This is a genomic window from Pseudomonas sp. WS 5412 (genome assembly GCF_012985615.1).
Lineage (GTDB): Bacteria > Pseudomonadota > Gammaproteobacteria > Pseudomonadales > Pseudomonadaceae > Aquipseudomonas > Aquipseudomonas shahriarae.
This window is the reverse complement of the sequence record NZ_JAARMB010000011.1, coordinates 186,400-203,739: the sequence shown is the minus strand read 5'-3', so window position 1 is coordinate 203,739 and position 17,340 is coordinate 186,400. Positions and strand designations below refer to the sequence as shown.

Genomic DNA, 17,340 nt, shown 5'->3' with positions numbered 1-17,340 from the left:
CACTGCTCTACCAACTCCTTCTGGGCTTCGATGAACTGAAGCAACTCGCTGTCGAATTCTGCGTAACTCTTTGTTTACCAAGGAGTTTTCCGTTTCGACTGCGCCGGAAGTGGGGCGAATTATAGACAGATATAAATCGCCGTCAACAGTTAATTTCAGGTTTATTCGGATTTAAGCGTAATACGCGCAAATGCCTTCTTGCCGGCCTGGCAAACGTGGGTCGCACCCAGCTCGTATATAAAGGTGCGATCGACAACCTCACCATCTATACGCACACCACCGGAACCCAGAAGGTCACGTGCAACCGCCGAGTTCTTCACCAGGCCCGCCTTATTAAGGACGGCCGCAATCGGCATCGCCTCACTAGCAGTCAATTCGATCTCAGGCAGATCATCCGGCAGCTCGCCATCCTTCATACGATTGCCCGCCGCACGGTGAGCACTGGCCGCAGCCTCCTCGCCATGGAAACGCGCAACAATCTCTTCCGCCAGCTTGATCTTGACGTCCCGAGGATTCGCACCCGCCTCCACGTCAGCACGCAACGCGTTGATCTCATCCATTGAGCGGAAGCTCAACAGCTCGAAATAACGCCACATCAGCGCATCAGGGATAGAAACCAACTTGCCGTACATCACCCCCGGCGCTTCCTGGATACCGACGTAGTTGCCCAGTGACTTGGACATCTTCTTGACGCCATCCAAGCCTTCCAGCAACGGCATAGTCAGAATGCACTGAGCCTCCTGGCCATACGCACGCTGCAGCTCACGCCCCATCAACAGGTTGAACTTCTGATCAGTACCGCCCAGCTCAACGTCCGCCCGCAACGCTACCGAGTCATACCCTTGAACCAACGGGTATAGGAACTCGTGTATCGCAATAGGCTGATTGGTGGAGTAGCGCTTATCGAAGTCATCACGCTCAAGCATCCGCGCAACGGTGTACTGGGATGTCAGGCGAATGAAATCCGCCGGCCCCATCTGATCCATCCAGGTGGAGTTGAACGCCACTTCGGTCTTGGCAGGATCGAGAATCTTGAAGACCTGGGTCTTGTAGGTCTCGGCATTATCAAGAACCTGCTCACGAGTCAGCGGCGGGCGCGTGGCACTCTTACCACTCGGATCACCGATCATCCCGGTGAAATCACCTATAAGGAAGATCACCTGATGCCCCAACTCCTGGAACTGGCGCAGCTTATTAATAAGCACGGTGTGACCCAGGTGCAGATCCGGTGCCGTCGGATCAAAGCCGGCCTTAATACGCAGGGGTTGGCCACGCTTGAGCTTTTCAATCAGCTCGGCCTCGACCAACAGTTCTTCCGCACCACGTTTGATCAGCGCTAGCTGCTCTTCAACCGACTTCATAACAGACCCGCAAGGCTCAGATTCAAAGGGAACCAACCATACAAGATCAGGGACTAATTACAAGTTTTGCCCTGCAAACGGACACCATTCGGCGAGCCCGGCATTCGCAAGCTTGCGCCACAGATGATTTGGTTATATTTTATACAGTTATTTCATCTTCATCATGTCATTCATCTTTTCCATTTCACCTTTTCAAAGTCAAAATTACCTATGACCACTGAACCGTCTAAAGCGCCACCGCTTTACCCGAAGACCCACCTGCTCGCCGCAAGTGGTATCGCCGCCCTTCTCAGCCTGGCACTCCTGGTATTCCCTTCCAGCGACGTAGAAGCCAAACGAACGACCCTGAGTCTTGACTTGGAGAGTCCGGTTGAACAACTGACACAAGATCAAGACGCTTCTGACGCACAACAAGCCACAACCGCGAGCGCAGAGTCACCATTTGCGCAGATTGAAGAAAGCGCAGACGACACCAAACAAACCGCTCAGGCAGCGCCTGCAGCCCAGGTAGCGAAAGGCCCCGAGCATCGCGAAGTGATCGTGGCCAAAGGTGATACGCTGTCGACGTTATTCGAAAAGGTCGGACTACCCGCCACCACCGTTAGCGATGTGCTGGCCAGCGATAAGCAAGCCAAGCAATTCACCCAGCTCAAGCGTGGCCAGAAGCTTGAGTTCGAGCTGAATCCTGAAGGCCAACTGACCACCCTGCACACCAATCTCAACGACCTCGAAAGCATCACCCTGACCCGGGGCGCCAAGGGCTTTGCCTTCAATCGCGTGACCACCAAGCCGGTGATGCGCTCCGCCTACATTCATGGCGTGATCAATAGCTCGCTGTCCCAGTCGGCAGCTCGCGCAGGCCTGTCCCATAGCATGACCATGGACATGGCCAGCGTATTTGGCTACGACATCGACTTCGCTCAGGATATTCGCCAGGGTGACGAATTCGATGTGATCTACGAGCAAAAGGTGGCTAACGGCAAGGTTGTCGGCACCGGCAATATCCTCTCGGCGCGCTTCACCAACCGCGGCAAGACCTACACTGCCGTGCGTTACACAAATAAACAGGGCAATAGCAGCTACTACACCGCCGACGGCAATAGCATGCGCAAGGCCTTCATCCGTACTCCAGTTGACTTCGCCCGTATTAGCTCGCGTTTCTCCATGGGTCGCAAGCATCCAATTCTGAACAAAATCCGTGCCCACAAAGGCGTGGACTATGCAGCACCGCGCGGCACGCCGATCAAAGCGGCCGGCGACGGCAAGGTACTGCTGGCCGGGCGCCGTGGTGGCTACGGCAACACCGTTATCATCCAGCACGGCAACAGCTACCGTACGCTTTATGGGCACATGCAAGGCTTTGCCAAAGGCGTGAAGACCGGCGGCAACGTCAAGCAAGGCCAAGTGATTGGCTATATCGGCACCACCGGCCTATCCACCGGCCCGCACCTGCACTATGAGTTCCAGGTCAACGGCGTGCACGTCGACCCCCTGGGCCAGAAGCTGCCGATGGCCGACCCGATCGCCAAGGCCGAACGCGCACGCTTCCTTCAGCAAAGCCAACCGCTGATGGCACGCATGGACCAGGAACGCGCCACCATGCTGGCTTCGGCGAAGCGCTAAGCGATGGCGCTCTATATAGGTGTCATGTCCGGGACCAGCCTTGATGGCCTGGACATAGCGCTGATCGAGCAAGATACGGCGGTCAAGTTGATCGCCACACATTACATCCCCATGCCTGAATCCCTGCGCGCCGAGCTGCTGGGCCTTTGCGCCAGTGGCCCGGATGAAATTGCACGCTCGGCGATTGCCCAGCATAGCTGGGTAACGCTCGCAGCCCAGGGCATTCATGCCGTGCTTGAGCAGCAGCAACTCACTTACCACGACATCCGTGCGATTGGCAGCCATGGGCAGACCATTCGCCACGAGCCCGCCCGCGGTTTCACCGTGCAGATTGGCAACCCCGCCCTACTGACCGAACTGACCGGAATAACCGTCGTCAGCGACTTTCGCAGCCGCGATGTAGCCGCAGGCGGCCAGGGCGCACCACTGGTGCCCGCCTTTCACGAAGCGCTGTTCGGCGAGGCTACTGGCAACCGCGCAGTACTGAATGTCGGCGGTTTCAGCAATCTGAGCCTGATCGAGACCGGCAAACCCGTAGCGGGTTTTGACTGCGGCCCGGGCAACGTTCTGCTCGACGCCTGGATTCACCAGCAACGGGGCGAAAACTTTGACCGCGACGGCCAATGGGCCGCGACGGGAAAGGTCGAGCCACAGTTGCTTAACGCTTTGCTCAGCGACCCCTTCTTCCTGACCAAGGGGCCGAAAAGCACTGGGCGCGAAGTCTTCAACCTGCCTTGGCTGGAACACCACCTCGGTCGACTACCATCGTTCAATGCCCAGGATATCCAGGCCACGCTGCTGGAACTGACCGTACAGACCATCGTCGAGTCGTTGAACACCGCACAGCCGCAAACCGAAACCCTGCTGGTGTGCGGCGGTGGCGCCCATAACTCGACGCTGATGAACCGCCTCGCCGCCATGCTACCGACCACCCGTGTCAGCAGCACCGCCAGCCACGGTGTAGACCCCGACTGGGTGGAAGCCATGGCCTTCGCCTGGCTGGCCCATTGCTGCCTGGAAGGTATCGCCGCCAACCGTCCAAGCGTGACAGGCGCCCGCGGCCTTCGTGTACTTGGCGCGATCTACCCCGCCTGAAACGCAGATAGCAAAACGCCGCTTGGCCCCATAAGAGCCAAGCGGCGTTTTGCTTAATCCGCTACTGATCAGATCGAGAAAGACGAACCGCAACCACACGTCGTGGTGGCATTCGGGTTCTTGATCACAAAGCGTGAGCCTTCCAAACCTTCCTGGTAGTCCACCTCGGCACCTGCCAAGTACTGGAAGCTCATCGGATCCACAACCAGGCTTACGCCTTCGCGCTCGACAATGGTGTCGTCGTCAGCCACATCTTCATCGAAGGTGAAGCCATACTGAAACCCTGAACAACCGCCGCCCGTAACGAATACGCGCAGCTTCAAGCGATCATTACCCTCTTCATCGACCAGGCTCTTCACCTTGTGCGCAGCACCGTGGGTGAATTGCAAAGCCGTGGGGGTGAAGGATTCAACGCTCATGCTGATAATCTCCCGGCGTAGCGCCGCCATATGCGTGATGACCGCCATTATCCGCTTCTCCTAGAAAAGCGGTCAACTATTGTTACGGTATATCAATCTGCCCGGCGCCCCTTAAAAACACGAAAGGCCCGATCAACGGGCCTTTTGCACAGCAGCCAACGCCTTAAGGCAGCATGCCGGCGTGGGACAAGCCGAGCTTCTCATCAAGGCCGAACAAGATGTTCATGTTCTGCACAGCCTGGCCCGACGCGCCCTTGACCAGATTATCGATAACCGACAGCACCACCACCAAGTCGCCATCCTGCGGACGATGCACGGCAATCCGGCACACGTTGGCACCGCGCACGCTGCGGGTTTCCGGGTGACTACCGGCAGGCATTACATCGACGAACGGCTCATTGGCATAACGCTTTTCAAACAATGCCTGCAGATCCACCGAGCGATCCACGACCGTTGCATACAGTGTCGAGTGAATCCCACGGATCATCGGGGTCAGGTGCGGCACGAACGTCAGACCGACGTCACTGCCCGCCGCACGCCGCAGCCCCTGGCGAATTTCCGGCAGATGGCGATGCCCCTTTACGGCATACGCCTTCATGCTTTCCGAGGTCTCGGAGTACAAGGAGCCTACTGCTGCACCGCGACCAGCGCCGCTGACGCCCGACTTGCAGTCGGCAATCAGGCGCGAGGCGTCCGCCAGACCAGCTTCCAGCAGCGGTAGGAAACCCAGCTGCGTAGCCGTCGGATAGCAACCCGGCACGGCGATCAGACGCGCCTGCTTGATCTGCTCACGATTAACCTCTGGCAAGCCGTACACCGCCTCTTCAAGCAGCTCTGGAGCACCATGGGGCTGACCGTACCACTTGGCCCACTCATCGGCATCCTGCAAACGGAAGTCCGCCGAGAGGTCAATGACCTTGGTCCCGGCGGCCAGCAGCTCGCCGGCCAACGCATGGGCAACACCGTGGGGGGTCGCGAAAAACACCACATCGCAGGCGCCCAGGGTCTTTATATCCGGAACGCTGAACGCCAGGCCGTCGTAATGGCCACGCAGGTTGGGGTACATATCGGCAACGGCCAGGCCGGCCTCGGATCGGGAGGTAATGACCACTACCTCAGCTTGCGGATGCTGAGCCAACAGACGCAGCAATTCGACACCAGTGTAACCCGTGCCGCCGACGATACCGACCTTGACCATAAACCTGCCCTCAACGAACCCACTGGAAAGCCGTCGATAATAGGGGCCGTATCGTTCTGCGACAACCGTCAAGGTGACGTACGCACGCTCTAACCTCTACTATCTCCAGTTACCGTGAACCTGGGAATAACTAAAAATGCTTTATCTATGGCTCAAAGCCTTCCATATCGTCAGCATTGTCTGCTGGTTTGCCGGGCTGTTTTACCTGCCGCGCCTGTTCGTCTACCACGCACAAAGCCAGGATGCCGTCAGCCAGGAACGCTTCTGCATCATGGAGCGCAAGCTGTACAAGGGCATCATGCTGCCGTCGATGATCGCCACGCTGGTATTCGGCATCTGGTTGATCAGCCTTAACCCGAGCATCTTCAGCCAGGGTGGCTGGATGCACGCCAAGCTGACCCTGGTGGTGATCCTGATCGGTTACCACCATATGTGTGGCGCTCAGGTAAAACGTTTTGCCCGTGGCGAAAACACCCGCAGCCATGTCTTTTATCGCTGGTTCAATGAAGTGCCGGTTCTGATATTGCTGGCTATTGTAATTTTGGTCGTCGTCAAGCCGTTCTAACTCTACTTAGCCGCACTTAATCCGGGGTACTTCCAATGTCGCTGCCCGCTTTGCTTGAACAACGTCTGCGCCTGCCCGTGGTGGCTGCGCCGATGTTCCTGATTTCCAATCCGCAACTGGTCCTGGCGTGCTGCCGCAATGGCGTGGTCGGGAGCTTTCCGGCACTCAACCAGCGTGAAAGCAGTGGCTTCAAGGCCTGGCTGGAAGAAATCGAAGCGGGCCTGGCGCTGCTGGACAACCCTGCGCCCTACGCGGTCAACCTGATCGTGCACCACAGCAACCCACGCCTTGAGGCTGACCTGGCGATTTGCGTCGAGCACAAGGTGCCGATCGTTATCACCAGCCTGGGCGCGGTCAAGGAATTGGTAGACGCCGTACACAGCTACGGCGGCCTGGTGTTCCACGACGTCACCACTCGGCGCCATGCCGAAAAGGCCGCCGAAGCCGGGGTCGATGGGCTGATCGCTGTGGCGGCAGGGGCTGGTGGCCACGCCGGCACTTGGAGCCCATTTTCGCTGGTCGCCGAAATTCGCCAGTTTTTCGACAAGACCCTGTTGCTGGCCGGCTGCCTGAACCATGGGCACGAAATCCTCGCAGCGCAGTTGCTCGGGGCTGATCTCGCGTATTTCGGCACGCGCTTTATCGCCACCACCGAAAGCCACGCCCCCGATGCCTATAAAGAGATGCTGCTCACATCGCGCGCAGCCGATATCGTGCACACTCCGGCGGTGTCCGGAGTGCCTGCAAGCTTTATGCGCCAGAGCCTGGAAAACGCCGGTTTCGACCTCGCCGCCCTGCAAGGCAAGGGCGAAGTCAACTTTGGCTCCAAGCTCAAACCACTCAGCGACGAGGCCAAAGCCTGGAAGACCGTATGGTCCGCCGGCCAAGGCGTCGGTGAGATTGACGATTTACCCAGTGTCGATGAACTGGTTGCCCGCCTTGATGCCGAATACCGCAAGGCGCGCGAGCACGCAGCACAATTGCGCTGGCCGCGCTGACCCACCCACCTGGCCTGCCGAATGAGGCAGGCCAGCATTACCCCCCTGAAAAGTGACAAGGATGCCTGCATGAGCGACAACCGTTTCAAGATTGTGTTTGATGGAGCCTTGCTCCCGGGTGTCGAAAGCACCACCGCCAAGCTGAACCTGGCCGAATTGTTCAAAAGCGAAGTCGAGGCGATCGAAAAGCTCTTCACCGGGCGTCCAGTCGCCCTCAAGCGCGACCTGTCTCGCCCCGATGCCGAAACCTACCTGGCCGCCCTGAAAAACGCCGGGGTGGATGCGCGCATCGAAGCTGAACAGCCTGTGGCTTTCAACCTGGCTGAAACCCACGAGACCGACTCCGGCGCCTCCGATTTTTCGCGCCCGGCCACCTCGCCGTATGCACCACCGCGCGCAGCCGTGGGGGACGACCTTCCAGAGTTTTCCACCCTCAACGTGTTCACCGTCAACGGCCGTATCGGGCGCCTGCGTTTCCTGGCCTGGACCCTGGTCCTGAGCCTGGCGCTGTTCGCCATCGTGGGCGCCTTGTTCACCGTGGGCGTGGGTATTGCCGCGGCATCTCCCACTGCGGCGATCATCATTGGTTCACTGCTTGGTCTGGTCTTGCTCGTGGCATCGGTGTGGATGAGCGTCCTGATCACCGTGCAGCGCCTGCATGACCTGGGCTGGTCCGGCTGGTTGTGGTTCCTGAACCTGGTGCCGATCGTGGGCAGCATTTTCCCGATCCTGTTGATCGTGCTGCCCGGCAATGCAGGCGCCAACCAATATGGTGCACCACCGCCACGCAACTCGACCGCAGTAAAGGTCCTGGCCACCCTGTGGCTGGCGATGCTCCCATTGATATTCGCCGCCGCAGTGATGCTGGCCATGGGCGGTTACCTGGACCAGCTCGAAACCAGCGTGGACAGTGGCTACGAAAGCAGCTCCATGTCCACCGATGAAGAAGCTGACCAGAGCGTCATAGCCGGTGAAGAAGATGTGCAAAGTGCTGACGATGCGGCCGAACCTGTAGACTCTCCGCAAGAATGAAGAAACGCCCCACGCCTGTGACGCATCTGTCGCAGGCGCGGTGGCGTTGCGATGGAGAAATGCATGACCCGTTACGCTCTGATCACCGGTGCCTCCAGTGGCATCGGCCTGGCCTTGGCCGAAGCACTGGCCCGTCGCGGCCGCAGCTTGATTCTGGTGGCCCGCCAGCGTGATCAGTTGGAAAGTATTGCCATAGAGCTGACCCAACGTTTTGGCGTCGAGGTGCTGTTCCGCGCCTGTGACTTGGGCGAGCCACTGCGCCTGTCCGGGTTCCTGCTGGAGCTGGAAGAAGGCGAGCGGCAGATCGACTTGCTGGTCAACTGTGCCGGTATTGGCACCAGCGGCCCATTCCTGGCCCAGGACTGGATGACCGAGCAGGACCTGATCGAAGTCAACATCCTCGCCCTGACCCGCCTGTGCCATGCGCTGGGTAACTCCATGGCCTTGCACGGTGGTGGGCAGATTCTTAACGTCGCCTCCGTCGCGGCCTTCCAGCCGGGGCCATGGATGAGTACCTACTACGCCAGCAAGGCCTATGTACTGCACTTCTCCGAAGGTCTGCGCGAAGAGCTGAAAAGCTGTGGTATCAAGGTCTCAGTGCTCTGTCCCGGCCCGACCCGCACTGCCTTCTTCGGCACCGCACAGATGGACACCGCCAAGCTGGACCGTCAGCAGCTGATGAGCCCGGAAGAAGTGGCGCTGCACACCGTACGAGCCCTGGCAAAGAACAAAGCGATCATTGTTCCCGGTCGCCGTAACCGCTGGCTGGCGTTCAGCCCACGCTTGAGCCCACGCTGGTTGACCCGCAAGATTGCCGGCGCGATCAACAAGGCCTATTGCCCGCGTTGACCTGCTGGGTACACTCACCCTGCACTTTCATAATGGAGAAACAGCTGTGGATACTCTGTTCACCAAGATCATCAACAGAGAAATACCCGCGAGGATTATCTACGAGGATGACCAGGTCCTGGCCTTCCACGATATTGCGCCAATGGCCCCCGTGCATTTCCTGGTGATTCCGAAAAAGCCGATCCGCACCCTCAACGACCTGACGGAAGAAGACAAGGGCCTGGCTGGACACATCCTGTTCACCGCCCAGCGCCTGGCCGTGGAACAAGGCTGTGAAAAAGGCTTTCGCGTGGTGATGAACTGCAATGAAGATGGCGGCCAGACCGTCTATCACATTCATATGCATGTACTGGGTCAACGCCAGATGAACTGGCCACCCGGCTGAAACCCGCCATTGCAGGAGCCGGCTTGCCGGCTCCTGCAAGAAGCATGACCCAGCGCAAACGCACGCCCCTCTCTTGCGGTAAACTGACCGCCGAGATTTTTCCCGGAGGTCAGCATGACTACCCAACGTCACTACTCGCCGATTGACCGACTGTTGCTGCAGGCCGACACAGCCATGCGCACACTGCTGCCCTTCAGCGGCCAGCCGTATCGCCCGTCACCTGCCATCGTGCAACCCGAAGCACAAATGAGCGAAACGGATACCCGTCATGTCGCCGGCCTGATGCGCATCAACCATACCGGCGAAGTCTGTGCCCAGGCGCTCTACCAGGGCCAGGCCCTGACCGCCAAGCTGCCGCAAGTACGCGCGGCCATGGAGCACGCGGCTGAGGAAGAAATCGACCACTTGGCCTGGTGTGAACAACGTATCCGCCAATTGGGCAGCCACCCCAGTGTGCTCAACCCACTGTTTTATGGCCTGTCGTTTGGCATCGGCGCCGCTGCCGGCTTGATCAGCGACAAGGTCAGCCTGGGTTTTGTCGCCGCGACCGAACATCAGGTGTGCAAACACCTGGATGAGCACCTGGAGCAACTACCGGCCGAGGATGAAAAGTCCCGGGCGATTCTTGAGCAGATGCGTATCGACGAAGAACACCACGCAGAAAGCGCGCTGGATGCCGGCGGTTTCCGCTTCCCAGCGCCGGTGAGGTTTGGCATGAGCCTGATGGCCAAGGTCATGACCAAGAGCACCTACCGAATCTGAGCTGCAAAAAAGGGCGCTTGCAAAGCGCCCTTTCTTTTTGTCAGAAAATCCTGCGATCAGCCCAACTCAATGATCTCGTAATCATGGGTAATGGCCACACCTGCCGCGCCGAGCATGATCGAGGCCGAGCAGTACTTCTCCGCCGACAGCTCGATGGCCCGCTTGACCTGCGCTTCCTTCAGCGCACGCCCCTTGACTACAAAATGCATATGGATCTTGGTGAACACCTTCGGGTCTTCAGTCGCGCGCTCGGCTTCCAAAAAGGCTTCGCAGCTTTCCACCGCCTGGCGCGACTTCTTCAAAATGCTGACCACATCGAAGTTGCTGCAACCGCCCACGCCGAGCAGGAGCATTTCCATGGGCCGTACACCCAGATTGCGGCCACCAGCTTCCGGCGGGCCATCCATGACCACCACATGGCCACTGCCCGACTCACCGAGGAACATGGCTTCGCCCGCCCATTGGATGCGTGCCTTCATCGCCCAGACTCCACTGCTAAAAAAGGGGCGCCAGCTTATCACAGGCCCCCGCCAGCGCAGTGTTATGCCCAAATACGTTCAACAGCAGACTTTGATAGGTAAATTCCCTGATCGAGTCAGAATGTGTCTGTTAAGCTGACGCCAAATCTATGGCGCATTGCCATCCTCCGGATGGATCCGCTCTATAAAAATACCAGCCCAACCACACCGTGCAGTCTTTTCGGGATACAACCATGGTTGCTATTACCCCCATACCCAAGATCAAGAACCTCGATAAGTTACTGACCCATTGTCAGCGGCAACGCTATCCGGCCAAGCAGAACATCATCTGCGCCGGGGAACGCTCGGAAACCCTGTTTTTCATTATCAAAGGTTCGGTCACGATCCTGATCGAGGATGACGACGGTCGCGAAATGATCATCGCCTATCTCAATACCGGTGATTTCTTCGGTGAACTGGGCCTGTTTGAACAAGCGGGGAAAGAACAGGAGCGCAGCGCCTGGGTGCGGGCGAAGATTGAGTGTGAGGTCGCAGAAATCAGCTATGCGAAATTTCGCGAACTGGCCCAACAAGATCCGGACATCCTTTATGCCCTGAGCGGCCAGATTGCCCAGCGCTTGCGCAACACCACGCGCAAAGTCGGTGACCTGGCGTTCTTCGACGTCACCGGGCGCGTCGCCCGCTGCTTGCTGGAACTGTGCAAGCAGCCGGATGCCATGACCCATCCAGACGGCATGCAAATCAAGGTTACGCGCCAGGAAATCGGCCGGATTGTCGGTTGCTCACGGGAGATGGTCGGTCGAGTGCTCAAGGATCTGGAAGAGCGCAACCTGGTGCACGTCAAAGGCAAGACGATGGTGGTGTTCGGCACTCGCTAGTACACAAACACCTGTGCCAGCATCTGCCGGTATAAACCGTCGAGGCGGCTGATGGCATCCGGCGCAGCAAAGGCTTCATGCAAGGCGATATGGCTGTCGGCACGCACCCGCTGCTCGAGGCCGCACGCCTGATTGAAGCGATTGACCGCTGCAATCAGTTCCTCACGATGGTTCTCCAGCAACAATGCGCCATGCACCAGGCCTACCGGGCGCCCGCCACTCTGGCGCCAGCGCTGGGCAGTACCGACCATCTTGCGTCCGTTGAGATTGACGTTATAGCGGCCATCGCAAAAGGCCCCGTCGATTTCGCCCACAGAGGCATCGCCGCCCAACTCGGTCAGCAAGTCGCAAATGGGCTGGCACAGGCGCAGGTAGCCGGTCTCGATGCGGCCCTGGTCGCCCTCGCTACGGGGCGGCGCGTAGACCAGTGCGATATTCACCGTCGCCGCAGACTGCGGCACTGGCTCCCCTCCTGTTTCCCGCAGCAACACCGGCCAACCGTGGGCGGCCGATACCTGACTGGCCGCGTCAAAGGCGGGCAGACGACTCAGACGGCGAGGCATCACCAGTGCCTGGTCGCTGGGCTGCCAGAACAGCAGGCCGAAGGATTGTTCACCCGCGCAGACGGCGGCCAGCAAATCCTGCTCGGCGGCAAGGCCTGCTTCAACGGTCATCGCTACGGGTTGGATCATCGAACACCTGCCTTTCTGAATAAACACAAAAAAATGTGGGAGCTGGCTTGCCGGCGATGCTGTCGCCTCGGTGTCTCTGTTGCACCGAGGTGATGCTATCGCAGGCAAGCCAGCTCCCACAGTGTCCGCGTTTCACATCAATCCAGTGTCGAACCACTGATCGGTAGACCACGCTCCGGGAAAAACAGGCGCTGCAACTCCGCCCCTGGATTCTCCGCACGCATAAAGGTCTCGCCGACCAGGAACGAATACACGTCGCTGATTTCCATCAACTCCACATCCGCACGGTTGACGATCCCGCTCTCGGTAATCACCAGGCGGTCACGAGGAATGCGCGGCAGCAGGTCCAGGGTGGTTTCCAGGTTGACGTCAAAGGTGTGCAGATTGCGGTTGTTGACCCCAACCAGTCGTGTGTCGAGGGTTTTCAGCGCGCGCTCCAGTTCGTCACCGTCATGGACCTCGACCAGCACATCCAGGCCCACGCCTTTGGCAACCGCCGCCAACTCGGCCATCTGCACGTCGTCCAGCGCCGAAACGATCAGCAGCACGCAATCCGCGCCCAACGCCCGGGCCTCGACGATCTGGTACGGGTCGATCATGAAGTCCTTGCGGATCACCGGCAACTTGCACGCGGCGCGGGCTTGTTGCAGGTAAGCGTCGGAACCCTGGAAGTAGTCGATATCGGTCAACACCGAAAGGCAAGTTGCCCCGCCCTTCTCATAGCTGGCAGCAATCTCTGCCGGCACGAAGTTCTCGCGGATCACGCCTTTGCTCGGCGAGGCCTTTTTGATCTCGGCGATCACCGCTGGCTGCTTGAGCCTGGCCTGGGTGATCAGGGCATTGGCAAAGCCGCGGGGTGCATCGGCGCTTTTTGCCAGGTTTTCCAACTCGGCCAGGCTCACCCGTGCGCGGCGTTCGGCCACTTCTTCAACTTTGCGGGCGAGGATGTTTTCCAGAACTGTTGGCACGCTCATCCTTCATTCTCCATCTTGAATACGGCCGTGAATGCTCCCAGCTCTTCGAGCTTTTCGCGAGCCAGACCCGTATGCAGCGCATCGTGGGCCAAGGCGACACCTTCTGTAAGACTATAGGCGTGATCGGCTGCATAAAGTGCCGCGCCAGCATTCAGAACAATCATCTCTGCCGCTTTCTGACCGTTCTCGGTCTTGCGACGCCCCAGGGCATCGCGAATCAATTCAAGGGACGCCGCCGGGCTTTCTACCGCCAGGCCATGCAGGCTCTGGCTCTTCATACCGAGGTCTTCTGGCTCGACCCAATATTCGGTGACCTGATCGTTCTTCAGCTCGGCCACAAAGGTTGGGGCCGCCAGGCTGAATTCGTCCAGGCCATCCTTGGAGTGCACCACTAGCACGTGTTTGCTGCCCAGGCGCTGCAGGACTTCGGCCAATGGCCGGCACAGCGCCTGGCTGAACACGCCCACCACTTGATGCTTCACACCGGCCGGATTCGTAAGCGGGCCAAGCATGTTGAACAGGGTACGCAGGCCAAGGTCCTTGCGCGGGCCCGCGGCGTGTTTCATCGCCCCATGGTGGGACTGGGCAAACATAAAGCCGATACCGACGTTGTCGATGCAGCGCGCCACCTGCACCGGGGTCAGGTTCAGGTAGATCCCGGCCGCTTCCAGCAGATCGGCACTGCCGCTCTTGCCCGATACCGCGCGGTTGCCGTGCTTGGCCACGGTGCAGCCGGCAGCGGCTACGACAAAGGATGATGCCGTCGAAACGTTGAAAATATTCGCACCGTCACCGCCGGTGCCGACCACATCGACCACGCCGTCGAGGGTCTTGAGTTCGACCTTGTCCGCCAGTTCACGCATCACCGAGACGGCGCCGACGATTTCGTCGATGCTCTCGCTCTTCATGCGCATGGCCATCATAAAGGCGCCAATCTGCGCATCGGTGCATTGGCCGGTCATGATTTCGCGCATGACATCGCTCATTTCAGCGGTGCTCAGGTCCAGATGGCCGACGATACGGCTCAGGGCAGTCTTGATATCCATGGAAAGTCCTTAGCGCGTGCCGCCGCTCTGCTTGAGAAAGTTGGCGAACAGCTCGTAGCCCTGCTCGGTCAGAATTGATTCAGGGTGAAACTGCACCCCTTCGACATTCAGTGTCTTGTGCCGCAGGCCCATGATCTCGTCGACCGAGCCGTCTTCCAGCTGGGTCCAGGCCGTCAGTTCCAGGCATTCGGGCAAGGTCTCGCGCTTGACCACCAGTGAGTGGTAACGGGTCACCGTCACCGGCAGGTTCAAGCCCTGGAACACACCTTGATCATTATGGAACACCGGGCTGGTCTTGCCGTGCATCACCTGGCGGGCACGCACCACGTCGCCGCCAAATGCCTGGCCGATGGACTGGTGGCCCAGGCAAACCCCGAGAATCGGCAGCTTGCCGGCGAAAAAACGGATGGCTTCCAGGGAGATACCCGCCTCAGTCGGCGTGCAGGGGCCTGGGGAAACCACGATACGCTCCGGGTTCAGGGCAGCAATCTGCGCCACCGTCATTTCATCGTTGCGCACCACCTTGACCTCGGCACCGAGCTCGCCCAGATATTGCACAACGTTGTAGGTAAAGGAGTCGTAGTTATCAATCATCAGCAACATGTGGGTTCAAACCTCTTGAATTCACTGATTTCGAATGACCGCCTTCCAGGAGCATGACCCGCTGCCAGACGCACGTTCCGGTTGCCAGGGTCAGCCGGCAAGGGGCGTCGAACAAAGGGTGAAGAAGGCAAATCGGTACAGGTCCGGCCGGGCCGGCAGAGAAAATTCAGGCGCGCCAACGCCAACGGGCGTGTGCCTTGACTACTCGCATCAAGAGTTTGCTGATGATCAACACGGGGAGGGTCTCATTCATACGTTCCCGCACAGTAACGTAGCCTCGCCAGCGGTGCAATATAGAGCAGCAAATACGGGGGGCATGACGAAGGTTTTGTAAGAAAAAACGATTTTCCTGACAGAAAACTCCCTCTACATTGCTAGTGTTTCACTTCCGATACAAAAACAATCATATGGAATCCCTATGCTCAGACCATCTTTTGTTGCGCCCCTTGCCGGATGCCTCCTGGCACTGGCCTGCGCGCAGGCGTTTGCAGCACCGTCACCTTATTCAACCATGGTGGTTTTTGGCGATAGCCTGGCGGACTCCGGCCAGTTCCCCGATGGTGTGTCCGGTGCCACCCTGCGTTTTACCAACCGTACCGGCCCCACATTCCAGGGTGACTACGGCCTGGTTTCATCGACCCTGCTGGGCTCCAAACTGGGTGTAGCGCCAAACGACCTGAACGCCTCCACCTCGCCGGTTCGCGCCGCGCAAGGCTTGCCTGACGGCAATAACTGGGCGGTCGGTGGCTACCGTACCGACAACATCCTGGATTCCATCACCTCAGTCTCCGACACGGCGATCCCCCCCGGCAATGCGGGCGCGGGCACTGTTTTACGCAGTCGCCAGGGTTATCTGCCGGCAAACGGTGGGCGGGCCGACCCCAACGCGCTGTATTTTCTGTCCGGTGGCGGTAATGACTTCCTGCAACAGCGCGTCCTCAGTCCAGGCCAAGCCGTTGCCGCAGGCGGGCGCCTGGCCGACAGCGCCCAGGCTCTGCAACAAGCCGGTGCGCGCTACATCATGGTGTGGATGCTGCCCGACCTAGGCCTGACACCCGCCATCAACGGCACGCCGCAGCAGGCTGGGACGTCCGCCCTGAGCACTATTTTCAACCAGGCACTGGTACAGCGCCTGTCGCAGATCGACGCCCAGATCATCCCGTTGAATATTCCACTGCTGTTGCAGGAAACCTTCGCCGACCCAGGCCGATTTGGCCTGGCGACCGGGCAGAACCTTACCGGCACCTGCTTCACTGGCAACAGTTGCACCGCCAACCCGACGTATGGCATCGGCGGCACCCAGCCGGACCCGACCAAGCTGATCTACAACGACTCGGTCCACCCCACCGTCGCCGGGCAACGCTTGATTGCCGACTATGCCTACTCGCTGCTCGCCGCCCCCTGGGAGCTGAGCCTGCTGCCAGAAATGGCCCAAGGCACCCTGCGCGCCCATCAGGATGAGCTGCGTAACCAGTGGCAGGCAGACAACGGCAACTGGCAAGCCGTCGGCCAATGGCGCGCAATTGTCGCCGGTGGTGGTCAGCGCCTGGACTTCGACGGTCAAGGCAGCTCGGCCAGTGGCGACGGCAGTGGCTACAACCTGAATGTCGGCGGCAGCTATCGTCTCGACGACAGCTGGCGCGTAGGTGTCGCGGCCGGGCTGTATCGCCAGACACTCGAAGCCGGCGCCAGCGACTCGGACTACAAGCTCAACAGCTACATGGGCAGCGCATTCGCGCAGTATCAGCACAATCACTGGTGGGCCGATGCCTCGCTGACCGGCGGCCGGCTGGACTTCGACAGCCTCAAGCGCAAGTTCGCCCTGGGCGTCAGCGAAGGCTCAGAAAAAGGTGATACCGACGGCTGGCTCTGGGCCTTGAGCGGCCGTGTGGGCTATGACATTGCCGGGATCGGCAGCGATTGGCACCTGTCGCCGTTCATCAGCGCCGACTATGCGCGAATCGAAGTCGATGGCTACTCGGAAAAAGGCAGCCGCTCCACCGCGCTGACCTTTGCCGACCAGCAACGCGACTCCAAACGCCTGGGCGTTGGCCTGCAGGGCAGCTACCGCGTCACCCCGCAAACCCAGGTTTTTGGCGAAGTGGCTCACGAGCATGAGTTCGAAAATGACACCCAAAAGGTGAATATTTCGCTCAACAGCGTGCAGGGGATCGGCTTCGAACTCGACGGCTACACCCCTCGCAGCAATTCGGATCGCTTGAGTCTCGGGGTCAGCCACAAGCTCACCCAGGAGTTGGCACTGCGCGCGGCGTATAACGTGAGGAAGGATGACAGCCTGACCCAGCAAGGGTTCAGTGTCGGAGTGAGCCTGGATTTCTAATACGGCCTTAAAAACAACATAAAACCCATGTGGGAGCGGG

18 protein-coding genes are annotated in these 17,340 nt (G+C 59.3%); 10 read left to right on the top strand and 8 right to left on the bottom strand.

Translation table 11 applies throughout. The annotated features are described in order from the left end of the window. Window positions 1-161 precede the first annotated feature (161 nt). Complete coding sequence (gene tyrS / locus HBR94_RS16715) at window positions 162-1,361, bottom strand: tyrosine--tRNA ligase (RefSeq protein WP_090401836.1); 1,200 nt, start codon at window positions 1,359-1,361, stop codon at window positions 162-164. Window positions 1,362-1,571: 210 nt separating this feature from the next. Here tyrS and HBR94_RS16710 point away from each other — a divergent pair, with 210 nt between their 5' ends. Next, window positions 1,572-2,984, top strand: coding sequence for a peptidoglycan DD-metalloendopeptidase family protein (locus tag HBR94_RS16710; protein WP_057440340.1), 1,413 nt, complete (start codon window positions 1,572-1,574; stop codon window positions 2,982-2,984). A 3-nt stretch (window positions 2,985-2,987) separates the two neighbouring features. After that, window positions 2,988-4,079, top strand: coding sequence for an anhydro-N-acetylmuramic acid kinase (locus HBR94_RS16705; RefSeq protein ID WP_170045220.1), 1,092 nt, complete (start codon window positions 2,988-2,990; stop codon window positions 4,077-4,079). Between the two features lie 68 nt (window positions 4,080-4,147). On the opposite strand, the gene erpA is transcribed toward HBR94_RS16705, so the two are convergent. Together erpA and argC are read right to left on the bottom strand one after the other, a co-directional pair. Then, window positions 4,148-4,498 (bottom strand): iron-sulfur cluster insertion protein ErpA, encoded by a 351-nt coding sequence (gene erpA / locus HBR94_RS16700; protein WP_003176443.1) that lies wholly within the window; start codon window positions 4,496-4,498, stop codon window positions 4,148-4,150. A gap of 163 nt (window positions 4,499-4,661) precedes the next feature. Next, window positions 4,662-5,696: an N-acetyl-gamma-glutamyl-phosphate reductase gene (gene argC / locus HBR94_RS16695; RefSeq protein ID WP_057440338.1), complete on the bottom strand. Its 1,035-nt coding sequence runs from the start codon at window positions 5,694-5,696 to the stop codon at window positions 4,662-4,664. Between the two features lie 136 nt (window positions 5,697-5,832). Here argC and hemJ point away from each other — a divergent pair, with 136 nt between their 5' ends. From hemJ to coq7, 6 genes are all read left to right on the top strand, one after another. Then, window positions 5,833-6,261, top strand: a complete 429-nt coding sequence (gene hemJ / locus HBR94_RS16690; RefSeq protein ID WP_057440337.1) for a protoporphyrinogen oxidase HemJ — start codon at window positions 5,833-5,835, stop codon at window positions 6,259-6,261. A gap of 35 nt (window positions 6,262-6,296) precedes the next feature. Continuing rightward, complete coding sequence (locus tag HBR94_RS16685) at window positions 6,297-7,259, top strand: nitronate monooxygenase family protein (protein ID WP_057440336.1); 963 nt, start codon at window positions 6,297-6,299, stop codon at window positions 7,257-7,259. Window positions 7,260-7,328: 69 nt separating this feature from the next. After that, window positions 7,329-8,291, top strand: coding sequence for a DUF805 domain-containing protein (locus HBR94_RS16680; protein WP_057440335.1), 963 nt, complete (start codon window positions 7,329-7,331; stop codon window positions 8,289-8,291). A 63-nt stretch (window positions 8,292-8,354) separates the two neighbouring features. Then, window positions 8,355-9,140 (top strand): SDR family oxidoreductase, encoded by a 786-nt coding sequence (locus HBR94_RS16675; protein ID WP_057440334.1) that lies wholly within the window; start codon window positions 8,355-8,357, stop codon window positions 9,138-9,140. Window positions 9,141-9,186: 46 nt separating this feature from the next. Further along, complete coding sequence (locus HBR94_RS16670; RefSeq protein WP_032858506.1) at window positions 9,187-9,525, top strand: histidine triad nucleotide-binding protein; 339 nt, start codon at window positions 9,187-9,189, stop codon at window positions 9,523-9,525. Window positions 9,526-9,639: 114 nt separating this feature from the next. Then, window positions 9,640-10,287, top strand: a complete 648-nt coding sequence (coq7, locus tag HBR94_RS16665; RefSeq protein WP_029296753.1) for a 2-polyprenyl-3-methyl-6-methoxy-1,4-benzoquinone monooxygenase — start codon at window positions 9,640-9,642, stop codon at window positions 10,285-10,287. Between the two features lie 56 nt (window positions 10,288-10,343). On the opposite strand, the gene HBR94_RS16660 is transcribed toward coq7, so the two are convergent. Beyond that, window positions 10,344-10,766: an OsmC family protein gene (locus HBR94_RS16660; RefSeq protein ID WP_005792019.1), complete on the bottom strand. Its 423-nt coding sequence runs from the start codon at window positions 10,764-10,766 to the stop codon at window positions 10,344-10,346. Between the two features lie 233 nt (window positions 10,767-10,999). Between HBR94_RS16660 and crp the strand changes: the two genes are divergently transcribed. After that, entirely contained in the window at window positions 11,000-11,644 is a 645-nt protein-coding gene (gene crp / locus HBR94_RS16655; protein WP_057440333.1) for a cAMP-activated global transcriptional regulator CRP, read from the top strand. Here crp and HBR94_RS16650 read toward each other — a convergent pair. The 4 genes from HBR94_RS16650 to HBR94_RS16635 form a co-directional block, all read right to left on the bottom strand. Further along, window positions 11,641-12,336: a lipoate--protein ligase family protein gene (locus tag HBR94_RS16650; protein ID WP_170045219.1), complete on the bottom strand. Its 696-nt coding sequence runs from the start codon at window positions 12,334-12,336 to the stop codon at window positions 11,641-11,643. The two genes, crp and HBR94_RS16650, sit on opposite strands and share 4 nt — an antisense overlap. A 137-nt stretch (window positions 12,337-12,473) precedes the next feature. Beyond that, window positions 12,474-13,310, bottom strand: a complete 837-nt coding sequence (trpC, locus tag HBR94_RS16645) for an indole-3-glycerol phosphate synthase TrpC (RefSeq protein WP_057440331.1) — start codon at window positions 13,308-13,310, stop codon at window positions 12,474-12,476. After that, on the bottom strand, window positions 13,307-14,356 hold the full coding sequence (gene trpD / locus HBR94_RS16640; RefSeq protein ID WP_032858515.1) for an anthranilate phosphoribosyltransferase: 1,050 nt from the start codon (window positions 14,354-14,356) through the stop codon (window positions 13,307-13,309). The genes trpC and trpD overlap by 4 nt, the downstream gene beginning before the upstream one ends. A gap of 9 nt (window positions 14,357-14,365) precedes the next feature. After that, window positions 14,366-14,959: an aminodeoxychorismate/anthranilate synthase component II gene (locus HBR94_RS16635; protein WP_057440330.1), complete on the bottom strand. Its 594-nt coding sequence runs from the start codon at window positions 14,957-14,959 to the stop codon at window positions 14,366-14,368. A 418-nt stretch (window positions 14,960-15,377) separates the two neighbouring features. On the opposite strand from HBR94_RS16635, the gene estP reads away from it, so the two are divergent. After that, a complete protein-coding gene (estP, locus tag HBR94_RS16630; RefSeq protein ID WP_170045218.1) occupies window positions 15,378-17,300 on the top strand; it encodes an esterase EstP in 1,923 nt (640 codons plus the stop codon). The last annotated feature ends 40 nt before the right edge of the window (window positions 17,301-17,340 follow it).